Here is a 24,508-nt window from a genome sequence, read left to right as displayed (position 1 = left end):
CAACTCACAAGTACGGCTGTAGACGGCGCCTGCCGTGCGATGAACGTGATGGCTGGCGGGTCCAGTGGTCGACTAGCGTGTGCGGGCGTGACCGGTGGTGAGCACAGATGACGGCCGACGGCGGGGCGGCCGGCGACCTCCTGGCGCCGTTGTCCCGGCTCCCCGGCGTCGTCCAGGCCGGCGACGAGGCGCGCGAGGCGCTCGGTCGGGCTCACCGGCATCGGACCAATCTACGCGGCTGGCCGAAATCGGCAGCCGAGGCGTCGTTGCGGGCGGCCAGGGCGTCGTCGGTGCTCGACGGCGGACCGCTCCAATTCGCCACCGCAGCGGCGGACGATGCCGGCAGTGACCCGGTGCTCGCCGGCGCATTGCGGGTGGCCGAGGCGCTCGAAGGCGGTGAAGGAGCGCTGGTGGGGGTGTGGCGGCGGGCGCCGCTGCAGGCCATCGCCAAGCTGCATGCGCTCGCGGCGACGGATCTGGTCGAGGCGGACCGCCTCGGACGGCCGCGCGCCGACGCCGACATCGGCCGGCGACTCGAGTTGCTCGCCGACGTCATGACCAGCGCCACCCGGGTACCCGCCACGGTGCTGGCGGCCGTCGGGCACGGGGAACTGCTCACCCTGCGCCCGTTCGGCACCGCCGACGGCGTGGTGGCCCGCGCGGTGTCGAGGCTGGTGACGATCGCCAGCGGGCTCGACCCGCACGGCCTCGGGGTACCCGAGGTGCACTGGATGCGCCGCTCGGGCGACTACCAGGCAGCTGCCCGAGGTTTCGCGTCGGGAACCGCGGAGGGGCTGACGGCGTGGCTGGTGCTCAGCAGCGAGGCACTGCATGCCGGCGCCCGCGAGGCGTTGTCCATCGCGCAGTCGGCCTCGGGCTGATACCGCGGTTGCAGGCGGGCCAGCAAAACGAGGCGGGCGGCGCCCGAAGTAATTCGAAAATACTTCGGATCGCCGCCCGCGAGCACGAATTCCGGTTACCAAGCGTGCTTGTCTGGGTTGCGTGGGTTGGCCTCGGCGTTCTCACGAAGCGCTACGACTGCAACCCCACCCAAAGGGCTGTCGTGGTCGTCCGTTCTTCGTAATTCCGCAGGCCCGCAACACTTTTACCTATTTCGCGGTATGTGCTCCGCGTGGGTTCCGGGACCCGTGCTGGGGAGCTGGGATCGGGAGATACGAGCCTTCTCTTCCGGCTCGACCTTGGCCTCACCCGGCTTCCGTGCTTCCTTTGTACTACGTGACCCCAGTCACAGCAAGGGCAAAACCGGTCGGAATCCGGATCGTTACGACAGCAACGCCGGCTACTGCGCGGCAGGGTTGGGTCAGAACGCGAAGTCAGAACGCGAAGTCAGAACGCGAATCTGCGCAGCAGCGTGTACGTCAGCGCGCCGGCGGCCAGTGCGCTGACCCCGACGGCAGCCGTCGTGGCCACCGCCGCTCCGGACGGGGCGGGAATGCGGTCGCGCAGCGACACCGGCTTGGTGAAGGTCTGCACGGGCCACTCGCGCGCAGTCGCTTCCTTGCGCAGCGCCCGGTCCGGATTGACCACCGTCGGATGACCGACGGCTTCGAGCATCGGCAGGTCGGTGATCGAGTCCGAGTAGGCGTAGCAATGTTCGAGCGCGTAACCCTCGCGGGCGGCGAGGGCGCGAATGGCCTCCACCTTGCCCTCGCCGTAGCAGTAGAACGCGATCTCGCCGGTGTACTTGCCGTCCTCGACGACCATCCGGGTCGCCATCGCGTGGGTGGCGCCCAGGGCGCGGGCGATCGGTGCCACGATCTCCTCGCCGGATGCCGAGACGACGACCACGTCGCGACCGCAGAGTTTGTGGTCGGCGATGAGTTCGGCCGCTTCGGCGAAGACCAGCGGATCCACGATGTCGTGCAGGGTCTCGCCGACGATCGACTTGATCTGTTCGACGTCCCATCCGGTGCACATGTTCGTGATGTAGGAGCGCATCCGGTCCATCTGGTCATGATCGGCACCGGACATCAGGAAAAGGAATTGCGCGTACGACGACTTCAGCACGGCCCGTCGATTAATTAGCCCCTGGCTGAAGAAGGGTTTGCTGAAAGCCAAAGTGCTGGATTTTGCGATCACGGTTTTGTCCAGATCGAAGAACGCCGCGGTGCGAATGGGGCGCTCCGATGAGGCCGGCTTCCCGGGGGGTGGGCCCACCCCTGCCGCCGGGTCGGATGAGGTCACAACGCCAGCATAGAGGGGCCGCGCGTGACAGATCGTGACAGATCGTACAAACTGGCAGTTCACGACACGTGTCTGGGACTGTTATTTTTCCTGGTCTCGGCCGACATCGCCGGGTTTCGGTACTTGCGCTGGTGCACTCTCGCGTGTGTATAGTGGGCATCACTCGGCTTATGCCGGGTGTGCATCAGCCCGACCCCCCGGGGCTGATACACGACGACCTCCGCCTCCTCCCCCCCTGGCGGGGGTCGTCCCTTTTGTGGGGTGTTTTCGCAAAGCGGACAGGTCCCCGAATCTGAAAAGGTTGCGGAATACCGTTTTCGGTGTGTTGTCGGCCGGTCCGCTGTCCAAATAACGGCGTTGATCCACAGATCTTGGCCACGCTCTTTCCGAGAACTCGACCGCATCCGACGCTGGGTTCATGACGACAGCAGCGGGAATTCTGGCCGTGCTCGACGACCGGTCGCTCGACGCCGACATCGACCGCATCGTCGCAGCTGCGGGCCTGCGTGTGGTGCGTGCCGACGATCCCTCGAGTCTGCGCGTGTGGACGGGTGCCGCGGCGATCCTTCTGGATGTCGGTGCCGCCCGGCGCTGCGTGCAACGGGGCCTGCCGCGGCGCGCGCGGGTGCTGCTGATCAGTTGCTCAGAACCAGGTCAGGCCGAATGGGAGGCGGCCGTTGCTGTTGGTGCGCAACAAGTTGTGATGTTGCCCACACAGGAACGGGCTCTGATGGCATCGCTGTCCGACGCCGCAGAAGCCTCGGGGCAGAGCGGGATCCGCGGGCCGGTGATAGCCGTTCTGGCAGGTCGCGGGGGTGCTGGGGCGTCGGTTTTCGCCACCGCGCTGGCGCAGGCGGCGGCCGAATCGCTGCTCGTGGACGGCGATCCGTGGGGCGGCGGACTGGATCTGGTGCTCGGTAACGAGGCGGAACCCGGCTTGCGATGGCCCGATCTGTCACTGGCGGGCGGACGCCTGAGCTATCCGGCCCTGCGTGACGCGCTGCCGAGGTGCCGCGGAGTCGGTGTGTTGTCGGGAAGTCGGGTGTTGTCTGAGGACGCTGCCAGCAACCACATCGGCTCTTCGGCCCTGGCCGCGGTGATCGACGCCGGCAGCAGGGCCGGGGTACCGGTCGTCTGCGATGTCGCCCGCCAACCGACGGCCACTGCGGAGACGGCGCTGGCCGCTGCGGACCTCGTGGTGGTGGTCACCACGGCGGATGTGCGCTCGTGTGCCGCCGCCGCTGCCACCGCCCGATGGGCATCGGCAGGCAACCCGAACACCGGCGTGGTGGTGCGCGGGCCGTCGCCCGGCGGCCTCCGGTCGGTCGACGTCGCGCGGATCGTGGGGTTCCCCGTGCTGGCCTCGATGCGACCGGAGCCGGGTCTGGCACCTCGACTGGAACGCGGTGGCCTGGTGCTTCGCCGCCGATCACCACTTGCCGCGGCGGTCCGCGCGGTTCTCGGAATCCTCAGCCAGAACCCGCATCTGGGGCATCTGACGGAATCCGCGGCATGAACACGCCGCTGGTCGATCGGGTCCGCGAGCGACTCGCCGCCGAGCGGGCACCACTGCGGCCCAGCGTCGTGGCCGCCGCCATCCGGGCCGAGTCCGGTGGTGTGCTGGGCGACACCGAGGTGCTCAGCAGCCTGCGTGAGTTGCAGACCGAGCTGGTCGGTGCGGGGATCCTGGAACCGCTGTTGTGTGCCCCCGGGACCACCGACGTACTCGTGACATCTCCCGATGCTGTCTGGGTCGACGACGGCGGGGGTTTGCGACAGACCTCGGTGCGATTCGCTGACGAGACCGCCGTGCGCCGGTTGGCGCAGCGGCTGGCGCTGACCGCCGGGCGCCGCCTCGACGACGCCCAACCCTGGGTGGACGGTCAGATCGATCATCTGGACCCCGCCCACCCCGGCCAGCTGCTCAGGATCCGGTTGCACGCGGTGCTGCCACCGGTCGCCGCCGCGGGTACGTGCCTGTCGCTGCGGGTGCTGCGGCCCGCCAGTCAGGATCTCGATGCGCTCGCCGGGGTGGGAGCCGTCGCCGCCGAGGCAGCCGAACTACTGCGGGGCATCATCGACGCCCGGCTGGCGTTCGTGGTCTCCGGGGGAACCGGCGCGGGCAAGACCACGCTGTTGGCTGCGATGCTGGGCGCCGTCGCCACCGACGAGCGAATCGTGTGCGTGGAAGACGCCTCCGAGCTCGCGCCCCGGCACCCTCATCTGGTGAAGCTCGTCGCCCGCTGCGCCAACGTCGAGGGCGTCGGCGAGGTGACGGTCCGTGACCTGGTCAAACAGGCGCTGAGGATGCGTCCCGACCGCATCGTCGTCGGTGAGGTGCGCGGCGCCGAGGTCGTCGACCTGCTCGCAGCGCTGAACACCGGCCACGACGGCGGTGCCGGCACGGTGCACGCGAACAGCCCGGCCGAGGTACCCGCCCGCTTCGAGGCGCTTGCCGCACTCGGCGGTCTCGACCGAGCCGCGCTGCACAGCCAGCTCGCGGCGGCGATCCAGGTCGTTCTGCATGTGGCGCGCGATCAGGCGGGACGCCGCCACCTCAGCGAGGTGGGGATGTTGCAGCGCGCCGACGACGGCCGGGTGACGGTACTTCCCTGCTGGAGCGCTGAGACCGGCTTCGGTTGCGGCGCGCAGGCACTGGACCATCTGATCCGCGTGCGGGCCCGGATGTGACCGGCGCGGCCCTGGCCCTGGCGCTGGCCGTGATGATCGCCCCGGTCTCGTCGCGGCGGCGTGCCCGAGCGCTGACGCCGACGGTATCGAGCCGCCGGCGCCTTCCCGTGGTGCCGTGCGCGGTGGCCGGGTGGGCGGCGTTGCTGCTGCTGATCCCGTGGACTGCCGTCCTGGCGGCCGGTCTGCTGGGCGCCACCCTGCTCGCCCGCGCACGCGCCACCCGCCGCAGGCGGGCACGCACACAGGAAGAGTCCGCGCTGCAGGCCGCCCTCGACGTCCTGGTGGGGGAGTTGCGTGTCGGTGCGCATCCGGTCGCCGCGATGGGTGTCGCGGCCAGGGAGTCGCACGGCCGCGTCGCCCGGTCGTTGGGCTCGGTTGCCGCGCGGGCCGCGCTGGGAGCCGATGTGGCCGCGGGCCTGAGGGCCGAGGCGTTCCGCTCGGCATCACCCGGCCACTGGGAACGGTTGGCGGTGTGCTGGGAGCTCGCCCAGTCCCATGGGTTAGCGATCGCCAGCCTGATGCAGACCGCGCAGCGTGACATCACCGAACGCGCACGCTTCGTGGGGCGCGTGGAAGCCGGCATGGCCGGTGCCCGCGCCACCGCCGCGATCCTCGCGGGGCTGCCGGTCCTCGGCGTGCTGTTGGGGCAGTCGATCGGGGCCGAGCCGTTGCGGTTCCTGCTCTCCGGAGGGGCGGGCGGCTGGTTGCTGATCATCGGTAGTGGATTGGTGTGCTGTGGTCTGCTCTGGTCGGACCGAATAACCGCGAGCGTGAGCAGATGACCTGGGCTGCAGCCCTTCTCGCGACGGCGCTGTTGTTGTCTCCCCGGGCTCCCGGCGCTCGGCTGCGGATCGGTCTGCAACACGACGGGATTCGTCGCAATGAGGCGTCCGGTGACGACGCGCTCGCAACCGCGTCCAGCCTGGATGTCCTTGCGGCGTGTTTGCGCTCCGGGATGGCGGTGTCGAGTGCGGCGGCGGGCGTCGCCGAGTCCGCTCCCGCGGCCCTCGCGGTGCTGCTGAGGCGGGCCGCCGATCTGCTGGCCCTGGGAGCAGACCCTGCCGTGGCGTGGGCGAATCCGTCAGGGCCGGTGGACAAACACGCCGAGGCGTTCCTGAGGATGGCGCGTAGGTCCGCGGCATCGGGTGTCGCGCTGGCACAGGGTACCGAGGACCTTGCTGCCGCATTGCGCGGTGACGCCGCTGACAGCGCCGGGGCGAACGCCGAGCGCGCCTCGGTGATGATCGCGGCGCCGCTGGGGCTGTGCTATCTGCCGGCCTTCCTGTGTCTGGGCATTGTGCCCGTCATCGCCGGATTGGCCGGCGAAATCCTGCAATCAGGAGTGTTGTGACCAGAGATGAAGGAGACATCCATGACCAGAGAACGCTTTCGGGACCTGCGTGCCCGCCTGATCGTGCTGGCCGTCGACGACGACGGCATGTCCACCGTCGAGTACGCCATCGGTACGATCGCCGCGGCCGCGTTCGGGGCCATTCTCTATACCGTCGTCACCGGGGACTCGATCGTCGGTGCCCTGACCAACATCATCAGCCGGGCGTTGAACACCAGCGTCTAGGTGGCGAATCCGGAACCGCCACTGCCGAGGCCGCTTTCGCGATACTCGCGCTGGTGGCGATCCTGGTCGTCTGCCTGGCCGGCCTCACTGCGGTGTCCATGCAGGTGCGTTGCGTTGATGCTGCCCGGGAGGCGGCACGGCTGGCCGCGCGCGGCGACGACGCAGCCGCTGACCGGGCAGCACGCCAGGTCGCGCCACCGGGAGCGGCGCTGCACCTGCGCCGCGACGGCCACTACGTGGTGGCGACTGTCACCGCGAGATCGACTCTGCTACCCGGGGTTTCGATCAGCGCCGGTGCGGTCGCCGCAACTGAACCCATCGGCCGGTGAGCGTGGGTCGGCCTCGATCGTGGCCGCCGCGATGATCGCGGCACTGGTGGTGATCACCGCGGGCGGCGCCCACATCGGCGGGGCCGTCATCGCCAGACACCGTGCGCAGGCGGCCGCGGACCTCGCCGCGTTGGCGGCGGCGGCCTACCTGCCCACCGGTGTGCAGCGGGCCTGCGCGCAGGCCTCGGCGTTGGCGGCCATGATGGGTACGACGGCGGTGGAGTGCTCGGTGCACGATCTCGATGTCGTCGTCGTGGTCGAGGCGCCGGTCAGGGGCGAGGCGCCGGTCAGGGTCGCGGCATCGGGCCCGGCTCGGGCAGTCGCCAGGGCGGGGCCGGCAGGCTAGGCCTTGGTGGCTTTCTGCCTGCGGGAGCGCGACTTCCGGGTACCGGCTGCCGGCTCATCGCTTTCGGGGAATCCGGCTGCTGCCCGTTCGGCGTCTGTGGGCAGGCGCAGCGCCGCCAGGCCGGCGTAGACGCCCTTGTCGAGTTCGACCCGGTGCACCGCGATGTGCACCGCAATCCAGCCGCCGTGGTGGGCGGCCATCCGCAGCACACCCGAGGTGCCGCCGGTCTCGAATTCCACGGCCATCGCCGCCAGCGTCTCCTCGTCGTCCGGATGGAAGGCCTGCCCCTCGACGATCCCGGCTCGCCAGTCGAAGAACGGTGCCGGGTCGTCGAGCCACTTCAACAGAGACCAGTGCCGTGGATCGACCAGTGCGCGGTGCACGCCCGGTTCGGCGAGGCTGTCGAGAATCCGTTGGCCCAGGATGTCCTCCTGGATGCTCGGCCGCTCCCGCAGACTGCGCCAGTTCATCGCCCGGCAGATCAGCCGCTCTTTGCCGTCGTCCTGCACTTCCGGCAACGACCTGGCGACGAATCCGACGGTGATTCGTTCACCCCGGTAGTCGGTGACATCCCAGGTGTTGCACATCGTCAGGCCGACCTCCGGCCTGATCACCATGCTGAGGATCTCGGCTTCGTTGGGGTTGAGGTCGCGGCGCGGCAGGTCGTCGGCGAACGCCCGCCCGTGAGTGAACTCCTTGGCGGGATCCCAACCGCCTATCCGCAGCGACTCCGGGGTGTCGGTGGCAGTTCCGCGGCTCAGGTCCCAGATCAGCGGTCCGACCGCCGGACGCGGTGGTGGTTCCTCGTCGGGCGGTCCCAGCCATATCTGGACCCCGTGGATCCGACCGTCGGACATCTGCACGACCTCGGTGCAGATCACCCGATCGTTCTTCGGCGTGATGCTCCTCAGGGCTTTGCCGGCACGCACCGTCTCCCCGATGGCGGACTGGATCGCCATCAGGTGGGGACTTCGTCTCAGGAACGTGCTGATCGGCACCATGTCCTTGGTGTGGGCGCCTTCTGCGACGACGGCAGGCTCGCTGCCCAGTGTTTCCACGAGCAACCAGTCGTGGGTCATGCCGACAGCTTACCGAGGGGTAGAACGGCGCTTTCGACGATGACGCGACGAATTTCGTGTAGCCGGCCGTGCGGAGTACCTCCGAGTACCACCGGCTGATCCCGGCCGGTGTTGCAATCAACCCCCTGACGAGGTAGTTTCGCACCAACCTGAGAGTCGGGATCGGAAATCGAAACCCGTTGTCCGGACTGTTCGTCGCCGTAAACGTTGTTGTTGCCGCGCCGTTTCAGCGGGCTTGTCGGATGTCCTGCACCACAGGCGGCCGTCGAGGGGTCGATCGCCACCGGATTCACCCGACTTCAACGCCCAGTGAGCCGATCACCAGGCGCAACACGTTGATTGCGCCGGCCTTGTCCAGCGGGTCGTTGCCGTTTCCGCACTTCGGTGATTGCACGCAGGACGGACAGCCCGTGGGGCACTCGCAGGCCGCGATCGCCGCCGCGGTGGCGGACCACCAGATGGCGATGGTGCGGAATCCGCGCGCGGCGAATCCCGCTCCGCCGGGATGTCCGTCGTAGACGAAGATCGACGGCAGCCCGTCCACCGGTCCGACGGCTGTGGAGACCCCACCGATGTCGCCACGATCACAGCTGGCGACCAACGGCAGCAATCCGATTGCGGCGTGTTCGGCCGCGTGCAGTGATCCCGGTACGCGCAGCAGATCGATTCCACTGCGCTGCAGAGCTTCTGGGGTGACGGTGCACATCACGGCCATCGTCTCCAAGGTGCGGGTGGGCATGTCGAGATCGACGAAATCGATGACCTCGCCGTCGCGACGGCGACGCAGATAGCCGGTGACGGTGTTGCTGACCGAGACAGGCACCAGGCCGACGGTCACCGGTCCGTGGTCACGGCGCTCACCCTGCCCGGTGACACCGATGTCGGTCAGCTCCCGGGCGAACGTCGTGTAACCGGGATCCTCAGCGTGCACGAACGCGACGCCGTCTTCGAAGTCGAGGGAATCGACGACGTAGCTCTCGCCCTGATGCAGGTACACCGCACCGGGATGGACCGACGACGCCGCCTGCCCGGCCCCGGTGCTGCCCAGCATCCGGCCGGTACCGGCCTCCAGGATCGCGATCTGTCCACCTATGGACCCTCGGATGTCCACGGCCGGATGCGGATCAACCCCGGGGGTGGGGAAGTAGCCGCTGGGCCGGCGGCGCAGCAGGCCGTCGTCGACGAGGTCGCCGGCCACCGCCTCTGCGTTCCACATCCGCACCTCCGAATCCGTCAGCGGCTGCTCGGTGGCAGCGCAGAGGAGCTGGGGCCCAAGGACATAGGGGTTCTCCGGGTCGATCACGACGCGTTCGATGGGCTTGTCGAGCAGGGCCGCGGGGTGGTGTACCAGGTAGGTGTCGAGCGGGTCGTCGCGGGCGATCATCACCACCAGTGCCCCCTGGCCGCGCCGTCCTGCCCTACCGGCCTGCTGCCAGAACGACGCGACAGTGCCGGGGAAACCGGCGAGCACCACTGCATCGAGGCCCGCGATGTCCACCCCCAGCTCCAGCGCGTTCGTCGTCGCCACACCGCGCAGTTCGCCGTCGGCCAGCGCGCGCTCCAGCCCGCGCCGGTCCTCGGCGAGGTATCCGGCCCGGTAGGAGGCCACTTGATCGGCCACATCCGGGGCCGTCTCGGCGAGCCGCGCCCGGGCCCCGAGCGCGGTGAGTTCGGCGCCCCGGCGGGAGCGCACGAACGTCAGCATGCGCGCGCCCTCGGCGACCAGGTCCGCCATCACGCGTGCCGCCTCGGCACCGGCCGACCGACGCACCGGAGCGCCGTTCTCCCCCAACAGATCGTCCATCAGCGCCGGTTCCCACAGCGCGACCGTGCGCGCCCCCTGGGGCGACCCGTCGTCGGTCACCTCCACCACCGTCTGCCCGATCAACTCCGAGGCGGTGATCGCGGGCTGCGCGGTCGTCGCACTGGCGAAGATCACCGTTGGCCCGGAAGAGTCAGTGCCTGTTGCCGAGTAGCGGGCGCACAGCCGCAACAGCCGACGCAGCACCATCGCCACGTTGGATCCGAAAACGCCCCGGTAGTAATGACATTCGTCCACCACGAGGTAGTCGAGATTTCGCAGGAACACCGCCCAGCGGGCGTGGTTGCGCAGCATCGACAGGTGGATCATGTCGGGGTTGGAGAAGATCCACCGGGACCGTTCCCTGGCGAAGCGCCGCACCTCGGCGGGACTGTCACCGTCATAGGGGGTCGGGGCGACATCGATGAGTCCGGGCACCGCGGAGGTGAGCGCGGCCACCGACCGCAACTGATCGTGCCCTAGCGCCTTGGTCGGCGACAGATACAGCGCCCGGGACCGCGGATTGTCGGTCAGCCGCGTCAGGATGGGCAGCTGGTAGGCCAGCGACTTGCCCGACGCGGTGCCCGTGCTCAGCACGACATGGCGGCCGTCGCGCGCGAGTTCGGCCGCCGCCACCTGATGCGACCACGGGGTCACCACACCCCGATCGCGGAAAGCCTGCACCAGGTCCGGATCCGCCCAGTGCGGCCACGGTCGGGTCCGTGCCCGGCGCGGCGGCAGGTCGGCGACGTGGCGCAGCGGGTGCTCGTCGGCCGCCGTGCCGTCGACCGCGCAAGCCAGCAGCTCGCGGCCGAAATCCGACCCCGGATCCGTCACCTCGGCCCCTCCCGGATGTCGCCGAAATCCCCCCGCATGTGAATTGTTCACTACGTGATTCCTCCGTGACTGTCGCAGCAGCCCCGAACGTGATTGACTACTTGCGGTCGCAGCTTCTGTGTTCGTGTATTCGCACTCGCAGGATCGTCGTTGCGGCCGCGGTTCCTGCGAGGGTTGTAGGTCGGGTCGAGTTCCGAGCACTCCACGAAGGTATGGCGGTCGGAACGGGCCCGGTACACCGGAAGTCGGTGGACCGCTCCCGGTAAGAAGAGAAGGAAAGTACGAGAGATGCCACAGGGAACTGTGAAGTGGTTCAACGCGGAGAAGGGCTTCGGCTTCATTGCTCCCGAAGACGGCTCTGCCGATGTGTTCGTCCACTACACGGAGATCCAGGGTAGCGGCTTCCGCACCCTGGAAGAGAATCAGAAGGTCGAGTTCGAGGTCGGTCAGAGCCCCAAGGGGCCGCAGGCCACCGGCGTTCGGGCCGTCTGAGCGAAGCGGACCAACCAAAACCTCCAATCACCCCCGCGTCCTCCGTCACGGAAGACGCGGGGGTGCTTCTGTCAGTGAGCCTGCGACCGGGCCCCGGCCCGGCAACACCTCCGGACGCTCGGGCTGCCCTAGTGTCACTTCTGTGAGCCAGCTGTCCTTCTTCTCGGCGGAGTCGGTGCCACCGGCCATCGCCGACCTGACGGGGATCCTGGCTGCGCCCGGGCAGGTGGTGCTGGTCGGAGGCGGCCCGCAGCGGGGTGCCCGGTTGTCGGTGGTGGTGGACGAGTTGTGGCGGGCGCAAGCGCTGGCCGAGATGATCGTCGAGGCCGGATTGGAGGCGGAGATCGCCCGCACCGATGAGGACACCCCGCTGGTTCGGACGGCGGTGGACAACCGCTTGGTCGAGATCGCCGTGGACTGGACGAGGGGGGCGGTGAAGACGGTGCCACCGCAGTGGCTACCGGGGCCACGGGAGCTGCGGGCGTGGACGCTGGCGGCGGGGACCCCCGATTCGGATCGATATCTGCTCGGTTTGGACCCGCACGCGCCGGAAACGCATTCGCCGCTCGCGTCGGCGATGATGAGGGTGGGGATTGCGCCGACGCTGATCGGCACCCGCGGGACGCATCCGGCATTGCGGATCAGCGGGCGCCGTCGGCTATCGCGCCTGGTAGAGAATGTAGGGGAACCACCCGACAACGCCGAGGCGTTGTCGCAGTGGCCGCGGACGTAGCCGCCTTCGGGCACGCGGGGGGACAGGGGCCAGTTTGCGTCGGCAGGCCGAGGGTGCGAAATTGTCACTTGCCGCGGCGGTCGCACATGTATGCGATGCTCGCGTGCAAACGGAGAAGTGGAGCTAGTCAAAGGTGGCTGACGAGGACCGCAGCAGCGGGCGCAATGGTGCTGTTCGACGACTTGTCATTGTCGAGTCGCCTACAAAGGCGCGCAAAATAGCCGGCTACCTGGGGTCCAACTACGTCGTCGAGTCGTCCCGCGGGCACATCCGCGACCTGCCCCGGGCCGCCGCCGACGTCCCTGCCAAGTACAAGTCCGAGCCGTGGGCGCGCCTCGGGGTCAACGTCGACGCCGACTTCGAGCCGCTCTACATCGTCAGCCCGGACAAGAAGAGCACCGTCGCCGAGCTGAAGGATCTGCTCAAGAACGTCGACGAGCTCTACCTCGCCACCGACGGTGACCGGGAGGGCGAGGCCATCGCCTGGCACCTCCTGGAAACGCTGAAACCGCGCATCCCGGTCAAGAGGATGGTGTTCCACGAGATCACCGAGCCGGCGATCCGCGCCGCGGCCGAGGATCCCCGGGACCTGGACAACGACCTGGTGGACGCGCAGGAGACCCGGCGCATCCTCGACCGGCTGTACGGCTACGAGGTCAGCCCGGTGCTGTGGAAGAAGGTGGCGCCGAAGCTGTCGGCCGGGCGGGTCCAGTCCGTCGCGACCCGCATCATCGTGCAGCGCGAACGCGAACGGATGGCGTTCCGCAGCGCCGGCTACTGGGACGTCACCGCCGAACTGGACGCCAGCGTTTCCGATGCCGCCGCATCTCCTCCCAGGTTCACCGCCAAGCTCAACACAGTCGACGGCCGGCGGGTGGCCAGTGGCCGCGACTTCCCTCGGGGCGGTCAAGAAGCCCGACGAGGTGCTCGTTCTCGACGAGGCGGGTGCCGGCGCGCTGGCCCAGGGGCTGCGCGGCGCGCAGCTGGCCGTGTCGTCGGTCGAACAGAAGCCCTACACCCGGCGCGGCCTACGCGCCGTTCATGACCTCGACGCTGCAGCAGGAGGCCGGCCGCAAGCTGCGCTTCTCCTCGGAACGCACCATGAGCATCGCGCAGCGGCTCTACGAAAACGGCTACATCACCTACATGCGTACCGACTCGACGACGCTGTCGCAGTCGGCCATTGATGCCGCCCGCAACCAGGCCAGGCAGCTCTACGGCGAGGAGTACGTGCACCGTCGCCGCGGCAGTACACCCGCAAGGTCAAGAACGCCCAGGAGGCCCACGAGGCCATCCGCCCTGCCGGCGATGTGTTCCAGACGCCGGGCCAGTTGCACGCTTCGCTCGACACCGACGAGTTCCGGCTCTACGAGCTCATCTGGCAGCGCACCGTCGCCTCGCAGATGGCCGACGCCCGCGGCACCACGCTGTCGCTGCGCATCGCCGGCGCCGCCAGCTCGGGCGAGCAGGTCGTGTTCAATGCCAGCGGCCGCACCATCACGTTCGCGGGCTTCCTGAAGGCCTATGTGGAGAGCCTCGACGATCAGGCCGGCGGTGAGGCCGACGATGCCGAGAGCAGGCTGCCCAACCTCACCCAGGGCCAGCGGGTCGACGCCAAGGACCTGACCGCCGACGGGCACACCACCAGTCCGCCGGCCCGCTACACCGAGGCCTCGCTGATCAAGACGCTGGAAGACTTCGGCATCGGTCGCCCGTCGACCTACTCGTCGATCATCAAAACCATCCAGGACCGCGGCTACGTGCACAAGAAGGGCAGTGCGCTGGTCCCGTCGTGGGTGGCGTTCGCGGTCATCGGACTGCTCGAGCAGCACTTCGCTCGCCTGGTGGACTACGACTTCACCGCCGCGATGGAAGATGAGCTCGACGAGATCGCATCCGGAAACGAGCGAAGGTCCAACTGGCTCAACAACTTCTACTTCGGTGGTGACCACGGCGTCGAGGGCTCGATCGCCCGCGCGGGTGGTCTCAAGAAGCTCGTCGGTGGCAATCTCGAAGAGATCGACGCCCGGCTGGTCAACTCCATCAAGCTCTTCGACGACGCCGAGGACGCGCGGTCAACGTCCGAGTCGGGCGCAACGGGCCGTATCTCGAGCGGATGATCGCCGATCCGGACAACCCCGGCGAGCTCAAGCCGCAGCGGGCCAACCTCAGGACGAGCTGACGCCCGACGAGCTGACCCTGGAGCTGGCCGAAAGGCTTTCGCCACACCGCAAGAGGGCCGATCGCTGGGCGTCGATCCGGAGACCGGTCACGAGATCGTCGCCAAGGACGGGCGCTACGGCCCGTACGTCACCGAGGTATTGCCCGAACCGCCGGAGGACGACGACGGCTCCGCCGGAACCCCGGCGAAGAAGGGCAAGAAGCCGACCGGACCGAAGCCGCGTACCGGCTCGCTGCTGCGCACGATGGATCTGGAAACAGTGACCCTCGAGGACGCGCTGAAACTGCTGTCGTTGCCGCGGGTGGTCGGTGTCGACCCGGCCACCAACGAGGAGATCACCGCGCAGAACGGCCGATATGGGCCATACCTCAAGCGCGGCACCGACTCTCGTTCGCTGGCGACCGAAGAGCAGATGTTCACCATCACCCTCGACGAGGCGCTCAAGATCTATTCCGAGCCCAAGCGGCGCGGCAGGCAGGGCGTGGCCGCTCCGCCGCTGCGTGAGCTGGGCAACGACTCGGCCAGCGGCAACCCGATGGTGATCAAGGACGGCCGGTTCGGCCCGTATGTGACCGACGGGGAGACCAACGCGAGCCTGCGCAAGGGTGACGACGTGCTGTCGATCACCGACGAACGGGCCTCGGAGCTGCTCGCCGACCGCCGGGCCCGCGGCCCGGTGAAGAAGGCCGCGAAGAAGACCCCAAGGGCGGCCAAGAAAGCGCCCGCCAAAAAAGCGGCCAAAAAAGCCGCGAAGAAGAGCTAGCCGGACTCGTAGTACTAGCGGGAGGCGCTGGCGCCGTCGACCGACACCAGGTGTGCCGGCCGGGCGAGTTGGGTCGGCGCGGTGCGGCCGCGCAACTCGACGATCTCGCCGACGTCCCAGCACAGCGCCTCGGAGTCCAGAGCGTCGCTGACCGCGATCGCCGATGCCAGCACGTGGCCCTTCTCGTGTTTCGCCAGCTCGGTCAGCCTCGCGGCTTCGTTGACCGGGTCGCCGATGACGGTGTACTCGAACCGGGCCTGGGCGCCGATGTGGCCGGCGATCGCCCGCCCCGCCGACACCCCGATGCCGAAGTCCGTTTCGCCGAGGACGTCGATGAGCTCGTCGTGCAGCTCGCGGGAGGCGGCCAGCGCCGCGCCTGAGGCGTCGGGATGCTCGATCGGGGCGCCGAAGATGGCCAGCGCCGCGTCGCCCTGGAACTTGTTGACGAAACCACCGTGGCGGTTGACGGTGTCGACGACCACCCGGAAGAAGTCGTTGAGCAGGCTGACGACGTCGGCGGCCGGGCGGGTGGCCGCCAGCTGGGTGGACCCGACCAGGTCGACGAAGAGCACGGCCACGTCGCGTTCCTGGCCGCCGAGTTCGGTGCCCCGTTCCAGCGCGCGGCGCGCGACGTCCTCGCCGACGTACCGGCCGAACAGATCCCGCAGCCGTTGCCGTTCGGCCAGGTCACGCACCATGTCATTGAACCCGGCCTGCAGCAGCCCGAGCTCGCTGGCGTCGTAGATCTGCATGTGGGCGTTGTAGTTGCCGCGTTGTACCTCACCCAGCGCCCAGCGCAGCTGACGCAGCGGGTCGGCGATCGACATCGCCACCAGCACGGTGCTCGACAGCCCGATCACCAGCGCCGCGATCGCCAGCAGAAGGATCGTCGTGGTCAGGCGTTCGGCGGGGCGGTGAGGATGGCGAACTTGCTGGCCACCAGCGCGAGGACGATCGCCAGCACGGGCACCCCGGTGGACAGCACCCAGGTCAGCACCTGGCGCAGGATGACGCCCGGGGCGTGGAAACTCTCTGGAACCCCACCGCGCAGCGCTGCGACCGCCACCGGCCGCAGGACACGTTCGGACTGCAGGTACCCGATGATCGCGGTCGCCGTGGCGCCCAGGCCGGTGGCGACGGCCACCACAGGCGCGGATTTGCTGGCCACCGGCCAGCTGGCGACGATGAACACCACCGAGCCCAGCAGCCAGTTGGTGGCGCTGATCAGCGAGCGGTAGAACGGCATCTTCAGCGCCCGGATCCGGGCCACCGCGGTGTCAGCCGGGTCGCGGTCACCGAGCAGCATGTCGCGCCGCTGCCAGCGCATCACGGGGATGAGCATCCGCAGCGTCAGGTACGACGCGACGGTGAACGAGACGAACAGGTAGCCGAGGAAGATCGCCAGGTTGTAGGCGGGCAGATCCTGCAGTTGGATGCGGTCCTCGGGCGGCAGACCGAACCGCAGGAACCCGAGGACCAGCAGGGCGCCGATGATGTCGGCCTGCAGCATGCCCAGCGTGAACACCGGCCACGGGGTACGCGCGACCCAACGGACGAATGCGCTGATTCGTCCGATCTCGATCGGTTCGGCGGCCACCCGCTTACCGTATCGGGCGCAGCTGACCGTGACGGGGCGTCTGGGACGGACGTGTCGGTTCGCAGCATTACTGTTATCGGCGATGACAGGTGTTTTCGCGTCTTGTGGGCCAAGACGCAGTGGAGTCGGAGCTGATCGCGGCGGCGCGCCGCACGCGGTGATTCGGCTCACAGTGCCCCGATGACGCCCCGCTGATGCCCCCGGTGACGAGACGGACGCCGCAGCCGGCTCGATGACCCACGCGTGGCTGATCACCGGTCCACCCGGCTCGGGCCGCTCGGTGGCGGCGCTGTGTTTCGCCGCCGCGCTGCAGTGCACCTCCGGTGGCCCGGGGGCGGCGGAGTGCCGGGCGTGCACGACCACGATGGCGGGCACCCACGCCGACGTGCGCCGGATCATCCCGGAAGGGCTGTCCATCGGTGTCGACGCGATGCGCAACATCGTGCAGATCGCCTCGCGGCGCCCGGGCACCGGCCGCTGGCAGATCGTGGTGGTCGAAGACGCCGACCGGCTCACCGAGGGCGCGGCCAACGCACTGCTGAAGGTCGTGGAGGAGCCGCCGCCGTCGACGGTGTTCCTGTTGTGCGCGCCGTCGGTGGACCCCGAGGACATCGCGATCACGCTGCGGTCGCGGTGCCGGCACATCGCCTTGGTCACCCGCCGGTGGATGCGATCGCCCGGGTGCTGGTGGAGTCCGACGGGCTACCGGAGGCAGACGCCGCGTGGGCCGCATCGGTCAGCGGCGGCCATGTCGGGGCCCGCCGGCTGGCCACCGACGGCCAGGGAGCGCCGGCTGCGGGCGCTGAGCCTGGCCCGGGACGCGGCCACCCCGTCACGGGCGTACGCGGCCGCCGAGGAGCTGGTGGCCACCGCGGAGGCCGAGGCCAAGGCGCTGACCGGGGACCGCAACGAGTCCGAGGCGGAAGAGCTGCGCACGGCGCTGGGCGCCGGAGGCACCGGAAAGGGCACGGCCGGGACCATGCGCGGCGCCACCGGCGCGATCAAGGACCTCGAGCGGCGCCAGAAGTCACGTCAGACCCGCGCATCGCGCGATGCGCTCGACCGGGCGCTGATCGACCTCGCCACGTACTTCCGCGACGCCCTGCTGGTGTCGTCGGGGGTGGCGACGGTGGCGCCCTACCATCCCGACATGGCCGAGAAGGTCGCCGCGATGGCCGCCCACGCGCCCCCGGACAAGCTGCTGCGCTGCATCGAGGCGGTGCTGGAATGCCGCGAGGCGCTGGCGGTGAACGTCAAACCGAAGTTCGCGGTCGACGCCATGGTCGGCACCGTCGGGCAGGCGCTGCGCGGCTGACTTGGGAGGCCGGCGGACCCTGCCGTAGACTCAGGCCGCCCGACGGCACGCCGCCTTAGCTCAGTCGGTAGAGCGTCTCACTCGTAATGAGAAGGTCGGGGGTTCGATTCCCCCAGGCGGCTCCACAGGCGCAGGGAGCTCATTCCCCTGCAGCACTTCCGGGCCACCTTGCACGCGGAGTTGGCTGCCGGGAACCCGGCGTAACCGCTGGAGTGGTAGATCACTTCGGCGATCTCGTCTTCGGTCAGCCCGTTGTTGCGGGCGATCTGGACGTGGAACTGCAGTTCATCGGTGGCGCGCAACGCGATCAGGATCCCCAGTGTCACCAGGCTGCGGTCGCGGCGGCTCAGGCCGTCACGGCCCCACAGCCGGCCGAACACGCTCTCGACGCCGATCTCGAGCAACTCGTCGCCGAACCCGCCGTCTCCGATGCTGTCGGCACCGTCGGGCAGGACGCCCGGCAACAACTCACGGAAAACGTGGTAACCCGTCGCACGCATATCGGTCATCGGGACAGCGTCGCATCGCTATCGGGGTGTCACAAAGCCGACCGGCCCCGAGGCCACACACACCGACAGCGCCGCGGTGACCGCCCGCACGGTGATGGCATCACCGGCGCCGGGCATCGCACACCCGGTTGAGGCCGGGGCGGACCGGCACCTTGACCTCGTCGCCCTGCGACAGCGACAGCATCATCGATCCGTTGCTGTTGGCCAGATAGTTGATCTCGACGGTCCAGTCGGCCGGCAGCAGCGGCCCGTCCAGCGGCAGCTGCGCCGGGAAGTCGGGTTGCACCAGATACCCGCACTGCGGCGCCGGGCCGGGTCGAATGGAGCGCACCCAACTCACGTTCGCCTCGACGAGGCGGCCTTCGGCATCGAGCATGCGTAACTCGGTTGTGGCAGGCGAGAATTCGGGCCGGTCGTCGAGGAGTGCGAACATGTGGCTGGCCAAGTTCTCCGGCCACGCCACCCGTTGCAGCACCAGCGGGTCGACCTCCTGGTCGAGCATCGGCGCGTCCGAGGACGCGTGCGCCTGCGCCAGCGCGGTCCGGGCGTTCTGCAGATAAGACTGTGCGGGGTTGTTGCGCCAACTGGTCAGAAACGTCGCCGTCGAGTACAGCGAGCTGGCCGCGAAGGCCACCGCGAGCACGACCGCCGCGGCTGATCTGACAGCCGAGGCATCAAGCCATCCCGAGCGGGGCCGGTTGGGTGCGCACAGCCCGACGGCGGCCAGCAGCGCAAGCACGACGACGAGGTCGGGCAGGTAACGCAACGTCTGGGCCAACTCCAGCGCGGTGAAACGCGACGACCTCATCAGATAGATCGGCACCTGGCAGGCCACCGCGTACCCGAGGGCCGCCAGCCACACCGGTCCGAGCCGCTGCTTCCGGACCATCGTCACCGCGACCACACCGGCCAGCACCGCCCAGCCCAGGATCATCACCGTCGTCGCCGGGGTGGCCCACGGCGACGCCGGCGCCCACCGCTGCCAGTCCCACGGCCCACCGACCAGACCCGGCACGATGCCGTGGGTGACCGAGCGCCACAACAGATCCCACGTCATCGCCAGATCGAAACTCCAGCGTTGCTGGTCGACCACCAGCAGATAGACCCCGACCCAGGCGGCCGTCAGCGCCAGACACACCGTCCACAGCCGCACCCCGGTGCCAGACCTCCCGCACGGTGCCGGTGCCGGTGACGTAGCAGAGCGCGGCCACGGTGAACGCGACGAACGGGATGATCGCCGACTTCTCGAAGAACAGCAGCCCGCCGAAGTACGCCAGCGCGCCGGTGAGCGCATAGCGCCGGCCACCGGTGCGCACCAGCAGGATCGCGTCCGCGCACACCCAGGCCAGCGCGGCCAGCATCGGCAGCGAGTTCAACGCCGCCGCCCACCACGCGAAGCCGGGCACGGCCAGCGGCGTGAACAACGCGAACATCAAGGGCGCCAACAACACCGGGCGCCAGCCCAGGATCACGTGCAATGCCCAGCAGCGCCAACGACGCGAGCGCCGCCAGGATCAGCAGGCTGATCGCGGGACCCACCAGTCCAGGGGGACAGCCGGGTGATGGCACCGGCGACCAGGAAGGCCCCGGCATGACGTGGCCGTCGTGGTCGTCGAAGAGATACTCCGGAGACAGCAGGCTCTGGGTGCCTGCGCGTCCGACCAGGATCAGGTCGTCCCAGTAGAAGTACCCGCCGAACGCCAGCACGGCCCGAACGACCAGGTGCAGTGCGATCAGCGCGAGCGCGGAGCGGGCGACCAGGACCTCACGAGCGCGGGTAGGCGTCTCCGGCGCTCTGGCGGGCCTTCCACGCCGAGGCGACCATCTGCTCGAGCGAATGCCGCATCTGCCAACCGAGGTCCCGCGCGGCGAGATCACCGGCCGCCACGATCCGGGCCGGGTCACCCGGCCGACGGGGCAGGATCTGCGGTTCGAAGTCGACGCCGGTGACGGTCCGCACCGCGGTCATGATCTCTCACCGACGTGCCCGCGCCGCTGCCAGGTTGTACACCGGCTCGACCGTCAGCCCGTCGTCGAGTCGTCGGGCCGCCGCCACATGAGCCGCGGCCAGGTCGCAGACGTGGATGTAGTCGCGCACGCAGGTGCCGTCGGGGTCGGATAGTCGTCGCCGTTGATGCTCGGTGTCGCCCCGCGGTAGAGCATGTCGAACACTTTCGGGAACAGGTTGTGCGGGCTGGCGTCGAACAGCTGCTGCGAACCCGATCCGACGACGTTGAAGTACCGCAGGCTGGTGTGCCGCAGCCCGGTGGCGAGGCGTCGCGCAGCAGCCACTCACCGATCAGCTTTGTTTCCCCGTAGGGCGATTCGGGGGTTGTCGGGGTGGTCTCGTCGACGATCTCGACATCGGGCGTGCCGAAGGTCGCGGCGCTCGACGAGAACACGATCCGGTCCACCCCTGCGGCTTCCATCGCCTGCAGCAGGTTGACCGTGGTCGTCACGTTCTGCTCGTAGGTGTGTAGTGGACGCTTGACCGACTCGCCCGCGTACTTGTAGCCCGCGATGTGGATGACACCGCGGACCGCGAAGCGCTGCAGGGTGTCCTGGATCAGGTCCCGGTCGAGCAGGGTGCCGCGGACGAAGGTGGCCGACTCGGGACGAACTGCTCGAATCCGGTGGACAGGTCGTCGATCACCACCACCGGGAGGACTGCCTCGAGCAGGGCGCGGACCACGTGGGAACCGATGTACCCAGCGCCGCCGGTCACCAGCCAGCCCATGTCGTCTCCTCTGCTCTCGGTCGCCGTCCTGCGGGCAGCGTATTCGTCGGCTACCCGGCGGTGTGCAGGCGGGCGAGGCCAGGTGCACCGCCATCCCCAGCAGCGGCCCGCACAGCAGCGCGATGACGGTGCGCAGTTCGAGTTCCAACGGCAGCAGCAACAGCAGCGTGGAGGCCACCGTGGCACTCAGCCAGCCGACCGCGTATGCCCGGTGCAGCGCGGCGGCCACCGTCGCCGCGCCGGTCAGTGTCAACAGTGCGATCGCTACGGCCGCGGCCGTGAACCAGGCCAGCAGCGCACCGTCGGCGAGGTACTCGTCACCGAAGCCCTCCCGCAGCAGCCACGGCCCGAACGCCGCCGCGAGGGCGATCCCCGCCGCGCCCACCGCACCGACCAGCGCCGCGGGCGCCACCAGCGCTTTGAGCCGGTGGGTGCGCTGGTCGACGAAGTGCGCGATCAGGTTGCCCTGCATCGCGGTCAGCGGCACCAGCAGGGGCCCGCGTCAACGTCACCGCGAGGACCACGCCGCCCGTGGCACCGAGATCGTCACCCGAGGTGGCCTTCAACAGCACCGGAAAACCCATCACCAGGACCGCGCTGGCACCGGCCGCGGCGATCGAGTGCCCGGTGCCGCGCAGGAAAGTGGCGGTGTCGACCGCAGTGAGCCGGGCGGCCGCCCTGGTCGTCGGCGAGGTGACAAGCAGCAACAGCCACGCGATCGCGCCGGCGACCGTCGCCCACAGATAGCCGCCGAGCCCCAGCCCACCGCGAAGGTGGCCACCGCCACCGCGACCCGCAGCACGGCGTCGGTGACCATCAGCGCGCCGTACTGCGACCACCGGTTCACCCCGGCGAGCGCGCCGAGCAGCGTGGTGTGCAGACAGAACCCGGCCAGCCCGCCGCACAGCAGCGCGACGCTGAGCGCCCTGTCCTCGACGAAGACGTGCTGTGACCACAGCGGCGAGGTCGCGGCGATCAACAGCGCGGCGGTCACCCCGACACCCGCCCCGACCCGCAACGGGTGGGTGCGCGCGGCCGGTGGATCGGCGGCGGCGGACCGGATCTCCCGGGTGGTCTCCTGAAGCAGGCCGAAGGCCGCCCCGCTGACCAGACCGAACGCCCCCCAGAACACCCCGAAGACGGAGAAGCCTGCGGGCTCGAGATCCCGCGCGGCCAGGTAGAGCACCGCGTACCCGCAACGCGCGCGGTCAGCGCTGTCGCCGCGCCGACGCGGACCACGCTGCTGCGGGTCACCGCGCCTGAGGGCGCCGCCGCCGCGTCTGTCACACCCACACGTCCAGCGATGGCACCTTCGGTGTAGAGCCACGCGGCCCACAGCTCCCGCAGCGAATCCTCGCTGTGGTGGGCCGCCAGGTCGGTGAAATCGTCGGTCACCGCGCTGCTGTGCCGGTAGCGGTCCGTCCAATCCTTGAGCAGCGCAAAGAAGTTGTGTCGATCTGGCTGCGCAGGGCGTGCAGCGTGAGCGCCTGCGCTTGTACACCCGGTCGTCGAACATGTCGCGCGGGCCGGGGTCGGCGAGGACCAGGTCCTGCGCCGAGTTGAGCAGTTTCTGGTGGGTGGCGGGCGTGCTCGTCTGCGGTGCGCTCTCCGCAGTGCTCGGACCACAGCCACTCCGCGTAGCAGGCGAAACCTTCGTGCAGCCAGATGTGGCGCCAGCGCTGGACGGTGACGGAGTTGCCGAACCACTGGTGCGCCAGCTCGTGTGCGATCAGCCGTTCCGAATTCCGCTGCCCGTCACAGTGGTTGGCGCCGAAGATGGAGATTCCCTGCGCCTCGAGGGGGATCTCGAGGTCGTCGTCGGTCACCACCACGGTGTATCCGCCGGCCAGAGGATAGGGACCGAACAGCTTCACGAACAGCTTCATCATCTGCGACTGACGGCCGAAGTCGGTTTCGAAGTTCGTGCGTAGCCGGTCGGGCAGGACCGAGAAGATCTCGACGCCGTTCTTCGACATCCGCTGCCTGCTGTAGACGCCGATCTGCAGCGTGACCAGATAGGTCGAGGTGGGCTCGGCCTGCTCGTAGACCCAGGTGGTCATGCCGGCACGGGCGCGCCGGGACAGCAGCCGTTGGAGAGCGCGAAATACGGGCTCTCCGTGCTGATCTGGACCCGGAAGCTGGCCTTGGCGCTGGGGTGGTCGTCACACGGGAACCACGACGGCACCGTTGGGCTGGCCCGCGACCAGCACGCCTTCGGTCAGTTCCTCGAAACCGACTTCGCCCCAATGGGACCGGATCGGACGCGGGGTGCCGCCGTAACGCACCGACGACCACCATCGCCGCGCCGGCGGGTAGCCGCTCCGCCAGGGTGACGTGCAATTTGCCTGCCTGGGTGCGGAACTGCGAGGGCCGCCTGCCGTTCACCGTCACCTTGGACACCGCGAGCGCATCCGACAGGTCCAGGGTGAACGTGGCGAGTTCGGCCAGTGTGACGGCGGTGATGGTGGCCGCCCCCGCGAGCCGGTTGATCGCCACCTTGTATTCGAGTTCGAGTTCGTAGCGCGACACCCGGTAGCCGAAGTTGCCGGAGCCGGGAAGGTACGGGTCGATGACCGGTGACCCGTTCTTCTTGGCCACTTCGTTTGCGCTCACGGCCGCCGGCTTCTTGGGCTTGGGACTCGACGAGTCACGCTTCTTGCGTGGCGGGTTCCACGAGGCGATCGGGTTGCCCTGCCATCGAGTCGACGGTGGAACCACGTCGCCGCGCATCACCAGCGATGCCGGTCCGACCGTGGCTCCTGACCCGATGCGCGCCGCGGGCAACGCCACGCAGTGGTCCCAGCGTCGCGCCCTGCTCGAGCACGACGGTGTCCATCCGCATGATGCGATCGTGGAACAGATGGGTCTGCACCACGCACCCACGGTTGACAGTGCAGCCGTCCTCGAGCGTCACCAGGTCGGCCTGGGAGCCAGTAGCTCTCACACCACCGTCCGATCTTCGCGCCCAGCGCCCGCAGCCACAGATTCATCACCGGTGTACCCGCTGCCCCACGGGCGAACCACGGCGCCGCCACGGTCTCGACGAATGTGTCCGACACCTCGTTGCGCCACACGAACGACGACCACAGCGGATGTTCGATGGCGGTGATCCGGCCCACCACAATCCATTTGGCAGCCACCGCGATGCCGCCGGCCACCGCCCCGGCGGCCAGCAGGATAACCCCGGTGGCCAGCGCGGCCCAGATCCAGCCGGCGGTCAGCACCACGGCTTGGACGGACAGCAGAACGGCCACCCCGATGGCGAACGTGACCACGACGGGGACGAGCCGGAACGTCTCGACGGTGGCGCGCAGCA

Annotated in this window: 16 protein-coding genes, 1 tRNA gene and 7 pseudogenes; 13 read left to right on the top strand and 11 right to left on the bottom strand. The window is 69.1% G+C overall.

What is annotated here, in order from left to right; translation table 11 throughout:
- Nucleotides 1-107 precede the first annotated feature (107 nt).
- The gene (locus tag G6N53_RS00985; RefSeq protein WP_163886493.1) at nt 108-881 is read left to right on the top strand and encodes a Fic family protein; all 774 of its coding nucleotides are present in this window, start codon (nt 108-110) and stop codon (nt 879-881) included.
- Nucleotides 882-1,347: 466 nt separating this feature from the next.
- On the opposite strand, the gene G6N53_RS00980 is transcribed toward G6N53_RS00985, so the two are convergent.
- Nucleotides 1,348-2,205 (bottom strand): HAD-IB family hydrolase, encoded by an 858-nt coding sequence (locus G6N53_RS00980; RefSeq protein WP_205390244.1) that lies wholly within the window; start codon nt 2,203-2,205, stop codon nt 1,348-1,350.
- 418 nt (nt 2,206-2,623) lie between these two features.
- Between G6N53_RS00980 and ssd the strand changes: the two genes are divergently transcribed.
- Genes ssd through G6N53_RS29765 form a run of 7 tightly spaced genes read left to right on the top strand, consistent with a single transcriptional unit; the run spans nt 2,624 to nt 7,147 of the window.
- A complete protein-coding gene (ssd, locus tag G6N53_RS00975; protein WP_163886492.1) occupies nt 2,624-3,721 on the top strand; it encodes a septum site-determining protein Ssd in 1,098 nt (365 codons plus the stop codon).
- Nucleotides 3,718-4,896 (top strand): TadA family conjugal transfer-associated ATPase, encoded by a 1,179-nt coding sequence (locus tag G6N53_RS00970; protein ID WP_163886491.1) that lies wholly within the window; start codon nt 3,718-3,720, stop codon nt 4,894-4,896. The genes ssd and G6N53_RS00970 overlap by 4 nt, the downstream gene beginning before the upstream one ends.
- Entirely contained in the window at nt 4,893-5,678 is a 786-nt protein-coding gene (locus G6N53_RS00965) for a type II secretion system F family protein (protein WP_163886490.1), read from the top strand. Before G6N53_RS00970 ends, G6N53_RS00965 begins: the two co-directional genes overlap by 4 nt.
- Nucleotides 5,675-6,247 (top strand): type II secretion system F family protein, encoded by a 573-nt coding sequence (locus G6N53_RS00960; RefSeq protein WP_163886489.1) that lies wholly within the window; start codon nt 5,675-5,677, stop codon nt 6,245-6,247. The genes G6N53_RS00965 and G6N53_RS00960 overlap by 4 nt, the downstream gene beginning before the upstream one ends.
- A gap of 21 nt (nt 6,248-6,268) precedes the next feature.
- A complete protein-coding gene (locus G6N53_RS00955; RefSeq protein ID WP_163886488.1) occupies nt 6,269-6,472 on the top strand; it encodes a DUF4244 domain-containing protein in 204 nt (67 codons plus the stop codon).
- Between the two features lie 41 nt (nt 6,473-6,513).
- Complete coding sequence (locus G6N53_RS29770; protein WP_205390501.1) at nt 6,514-6,801, top strand: TadE family type IV pilus minor pilin; 288 nt, start codon at nt 6,514-6,516, stop codon at nt 6,799-6,801.
- On the top strand, nt 6,767-7,147 hold the full coding sequence (locus G6N53_RS29765; RefSeq protein ID WP_237166304.1) for an Rv3654c family TadE-like protein: 381 nt from the start codon (nt 6,767-6,769) through the stop codon (nt 7,145-7,147). Before G6N53_RS29770 ends, G6N53_RS29765 begins: the two co-directional genes overlap by 35 nt.
- Here the strand turns inward: G6N53_RS29765 and G6N53_RS00945 are convergent.
- From G6N53_RS00945 to G6N53_RS00935, 3 genes are read right to left on the bottom strand one after another with little or no spacing between them, the layout of a single operon-like run.
- Complete coding sequence (locus G6N53_RS00945; protein WP_163886486.1) at nt 7,144-8,226, bottom strand: PAS domain-containing protein; 1,083 nt, start codon at nt 8,224-8,226, stop codon at nt 7,144-7,146. The two genes, G6N53_RS29765 and G6N53_RS00945, sit on opposite strands and share 4 nt — an antisense overlap.
- Complete coding sequence (locus tag G6N53_RS00940) at nt 8,223-8,510, bottom strand: hypothetical protein (RefSeq protein WP_163886485.1); 288 nt, start codon at nt 8,508-8,510, stop codon at nt 8,223-8,225. Before G6N53_RS00940 ends, G6N53_RS00945 begins: the two co-directional genes overlap by 4 nt.
- Before the next feature lie 5 nt (nt 8,511-8,515).
- Nucleotides 8,516-10,864 (bottom strand): DNA 3'-5' helicase SftH, encoded by a 2,349-nt coding sequence (locus G6N53_RS00935; RefSeq protein WP_163886484.1) that lies wholly within the window; start codon nt 10,862-10,864, stop codon nt 8,516-8,518.
- A gap of 288 nt (nt 10,865-11,152) precedes the next feature.
- Here G6N53_RS00935 and G6N53_RS00930 point away from each other — a divergent pair, with 288 nt between their 5' ends.
- The 3 genes and pseudogenes from G6N53_RS00930 (at nt 11,153) to topA (ending at nt 15,034) form a co-directional block, all read left to right on the top strand.
- A complete protein-coding gene (locus tag G6N53_RS00930) occupies nt 11,153-11,356 on the top strand; it encodes a cold-shock protein (RefSeq protein ID WP_006243848.1) in 204 nt (67 codons plus the stop codon).
- 142 nt (nt 11,357-11,498) lie between these two features.
- Complete coding sequence (locus G6N53_RS00925; RefSeq protein ID WP_163886483.1) at nt 11,499-12,089, top strand: hypothetical protein; 591 nt, start codon at nt 11,499-11,501, stop codon at nt 12,087-12,089.
- A gap of 133 nt (nt 12,090-12,222) precedes the next feature.
- Nucleotides 12,223-15,034, top strand: a pseudogene (gene topA / locus G6N53_RS30385) (type I DNA topoisomerase).
- Between the two features lie 14 nt (nt 15,035-15,048).
- Here topA and G6N53_RS00915 read toward each other — a convergent pair.
- Nucleotides 15,049-16,631, bottom strand: a pseudogene (locus G6N53_RS00915) (adenylate/guanylate cyclase domain-containing protein).
- Between the two features lie 232 nt (nt 16,632-16,863).
- Here G6N53_RS00915 and G6N53_RS00910 point away from each other — a divergent pair.
- Both G6N53_RS00910 and G6N53_RS00905 read left to right on the top strand, forming a co-directional pair.
- Nucleotides 16,864-17,946: a DNA polymerase III subunit delta' gene (locus G6N53_RS00910; RefSeq protein WP_237166299.1), complete on the top strand. Its 1,083-nt coding sequence runs from the start codon at nt 16,864-16,866 to the stop codon at nt 17,944-17,946.
- Between the two features lie 49 nt (nt 17,947-17,995).
- Nucleotides 17,996-18,071, top strand: a tRNA-Thr gene (locus G6N53_RS00905).
- Here G6N53_RS00905 and G6N53_RS00900 read toward each other — a convergent pair.
- The 6 genes and pseudogenes from G6N53_RS00900 to G6N53_RS00870 all read right to left on the bottom strand — a co-directional run.
- Nucleotides 18,024-18,455 carry a carboxymuconolactone decarboxylase family protein gene (locus G6N53_RS00900; protein WP_205390499.1) on the bottom strand — a complete coding sequence of 144 codons (432 nt, stop codon included), beginning with the start codon at nt 18,453-18,455 and terminating at the stop codon, nt 18,024-18,026. The two genes, G6N53_RS00905 and G6N53_RS00900, sit on opposite strands and share 48 nt — an antisense overlap.
- Before the next feature lie 18 nt (nt 18,456-18,473).
- Nucleotides 18,474-20,216: pseudogene (locus G6N53_RS00895) on the bottom strand (hypothetical protein).
- 4 nt (nt 20,217-20,220) lie between these two features.
- Nucleotides 20,221-21,192, bottom strand: a pseudogene (gene galE, locus G6N53_RS00890) (UDP-glucose 4-epimerase GalE).
- Between the two features lie 67 nt (nt 21,193-21,259).
- Nucleotides 21,260-22,479, bottom strand: a pseudogene (locus G6N53_RS00885) (hypothetical protein); the annotation flags it as partial.
- A gap of 30 nt (nt 22,480-22,509) precedes the next feature.
- Nucleotides 22,510-23,805: pseudogene (locus tag G6N53_RS29760) on the bottom strand (M1 family metallopeptidase); the annotation flags it as partial.
- Nucleotides 23,806-24,508 (bottom strand): annotated as a pseudogene (locus G6N53_RS00870) (amino acid adenylation protein); the annotation flags it as partial.

Source organism: Mycolicibacterium hippocampi (assembly GCF_010723735.1).
GTDB classification, from domain to species: Bacteria; Actinomycetota; Actinomycetes; order Mycobacteriales; family Mycobacteriaceae; genus Mycobacterium; species Mycobacterium hippocampi.
This window is presented reverse-complemented; position numbering and strand designations above follow the sequence as displayed.

Coding starts and splice junctions, on each gene's coding strand:
- G6N53_RS00985 (WP_163886493.1), top strand. CDS start 108: ATGACGGCCGACGGCGGGGCGGCCGGCGACCTCCTGGCGCCGTTGTCC.
- ssd (WP_163886492.1), top strand. CDS start 2,624: ATGACGACAGCAGCGGGAATTCTGGCCGTGCTCGACGACCGGTCGCTC.
- G6N53_RS00970 (WP_163886491.1), top strand. CDS start 3,718: ATGAACACGCCGCTGGTCGATCGGGTCCGCGAGCGACTCGCCGCCGAG.
- G6N53_RS00960 (WP_163886489.1), top strand. CDS start 5,675: ATGACCTGGGCTGCAGCCCTTCTCGCGACGGCGCTGTTGTTGTCTCCC.
- G6N53_RS00955 (WP_163886488.1), top strand. CDS start 6,269: ATGACCAGAGAACGCTTTCGGGACCTGCGTGCCCGCCTGATCGTGCTG.
- G6N53_RS00945 (WP_163886486.1), bottom strand. CDS start 8,226: ATGACCCACGACTGGTTGCTCGTGGAAACACTGGGCAGCGAGCCTGCC.
- G6N53_RS00930 (WP_006243848.1), top strand. CDS start 11,153: ATGCCACAGGGAACTGTGAAGTGGTTCAACGCGGAGAAGGGCTTCGGC.
- G6N53_RS00910 (WP_237166299.1), top strand. CDS start 16,864: ATGACCCACGCGTGGCTGATCACCGGTCCACCCGGCTCGGGCCGCTCG.
- G6N53_RS00900 (WP_205390499.1), bottom strand. CDS start 18,455: ATGACCGATATGCGTGCGACGGGTTACCACGTTTTCCGTGAGTTGTTG.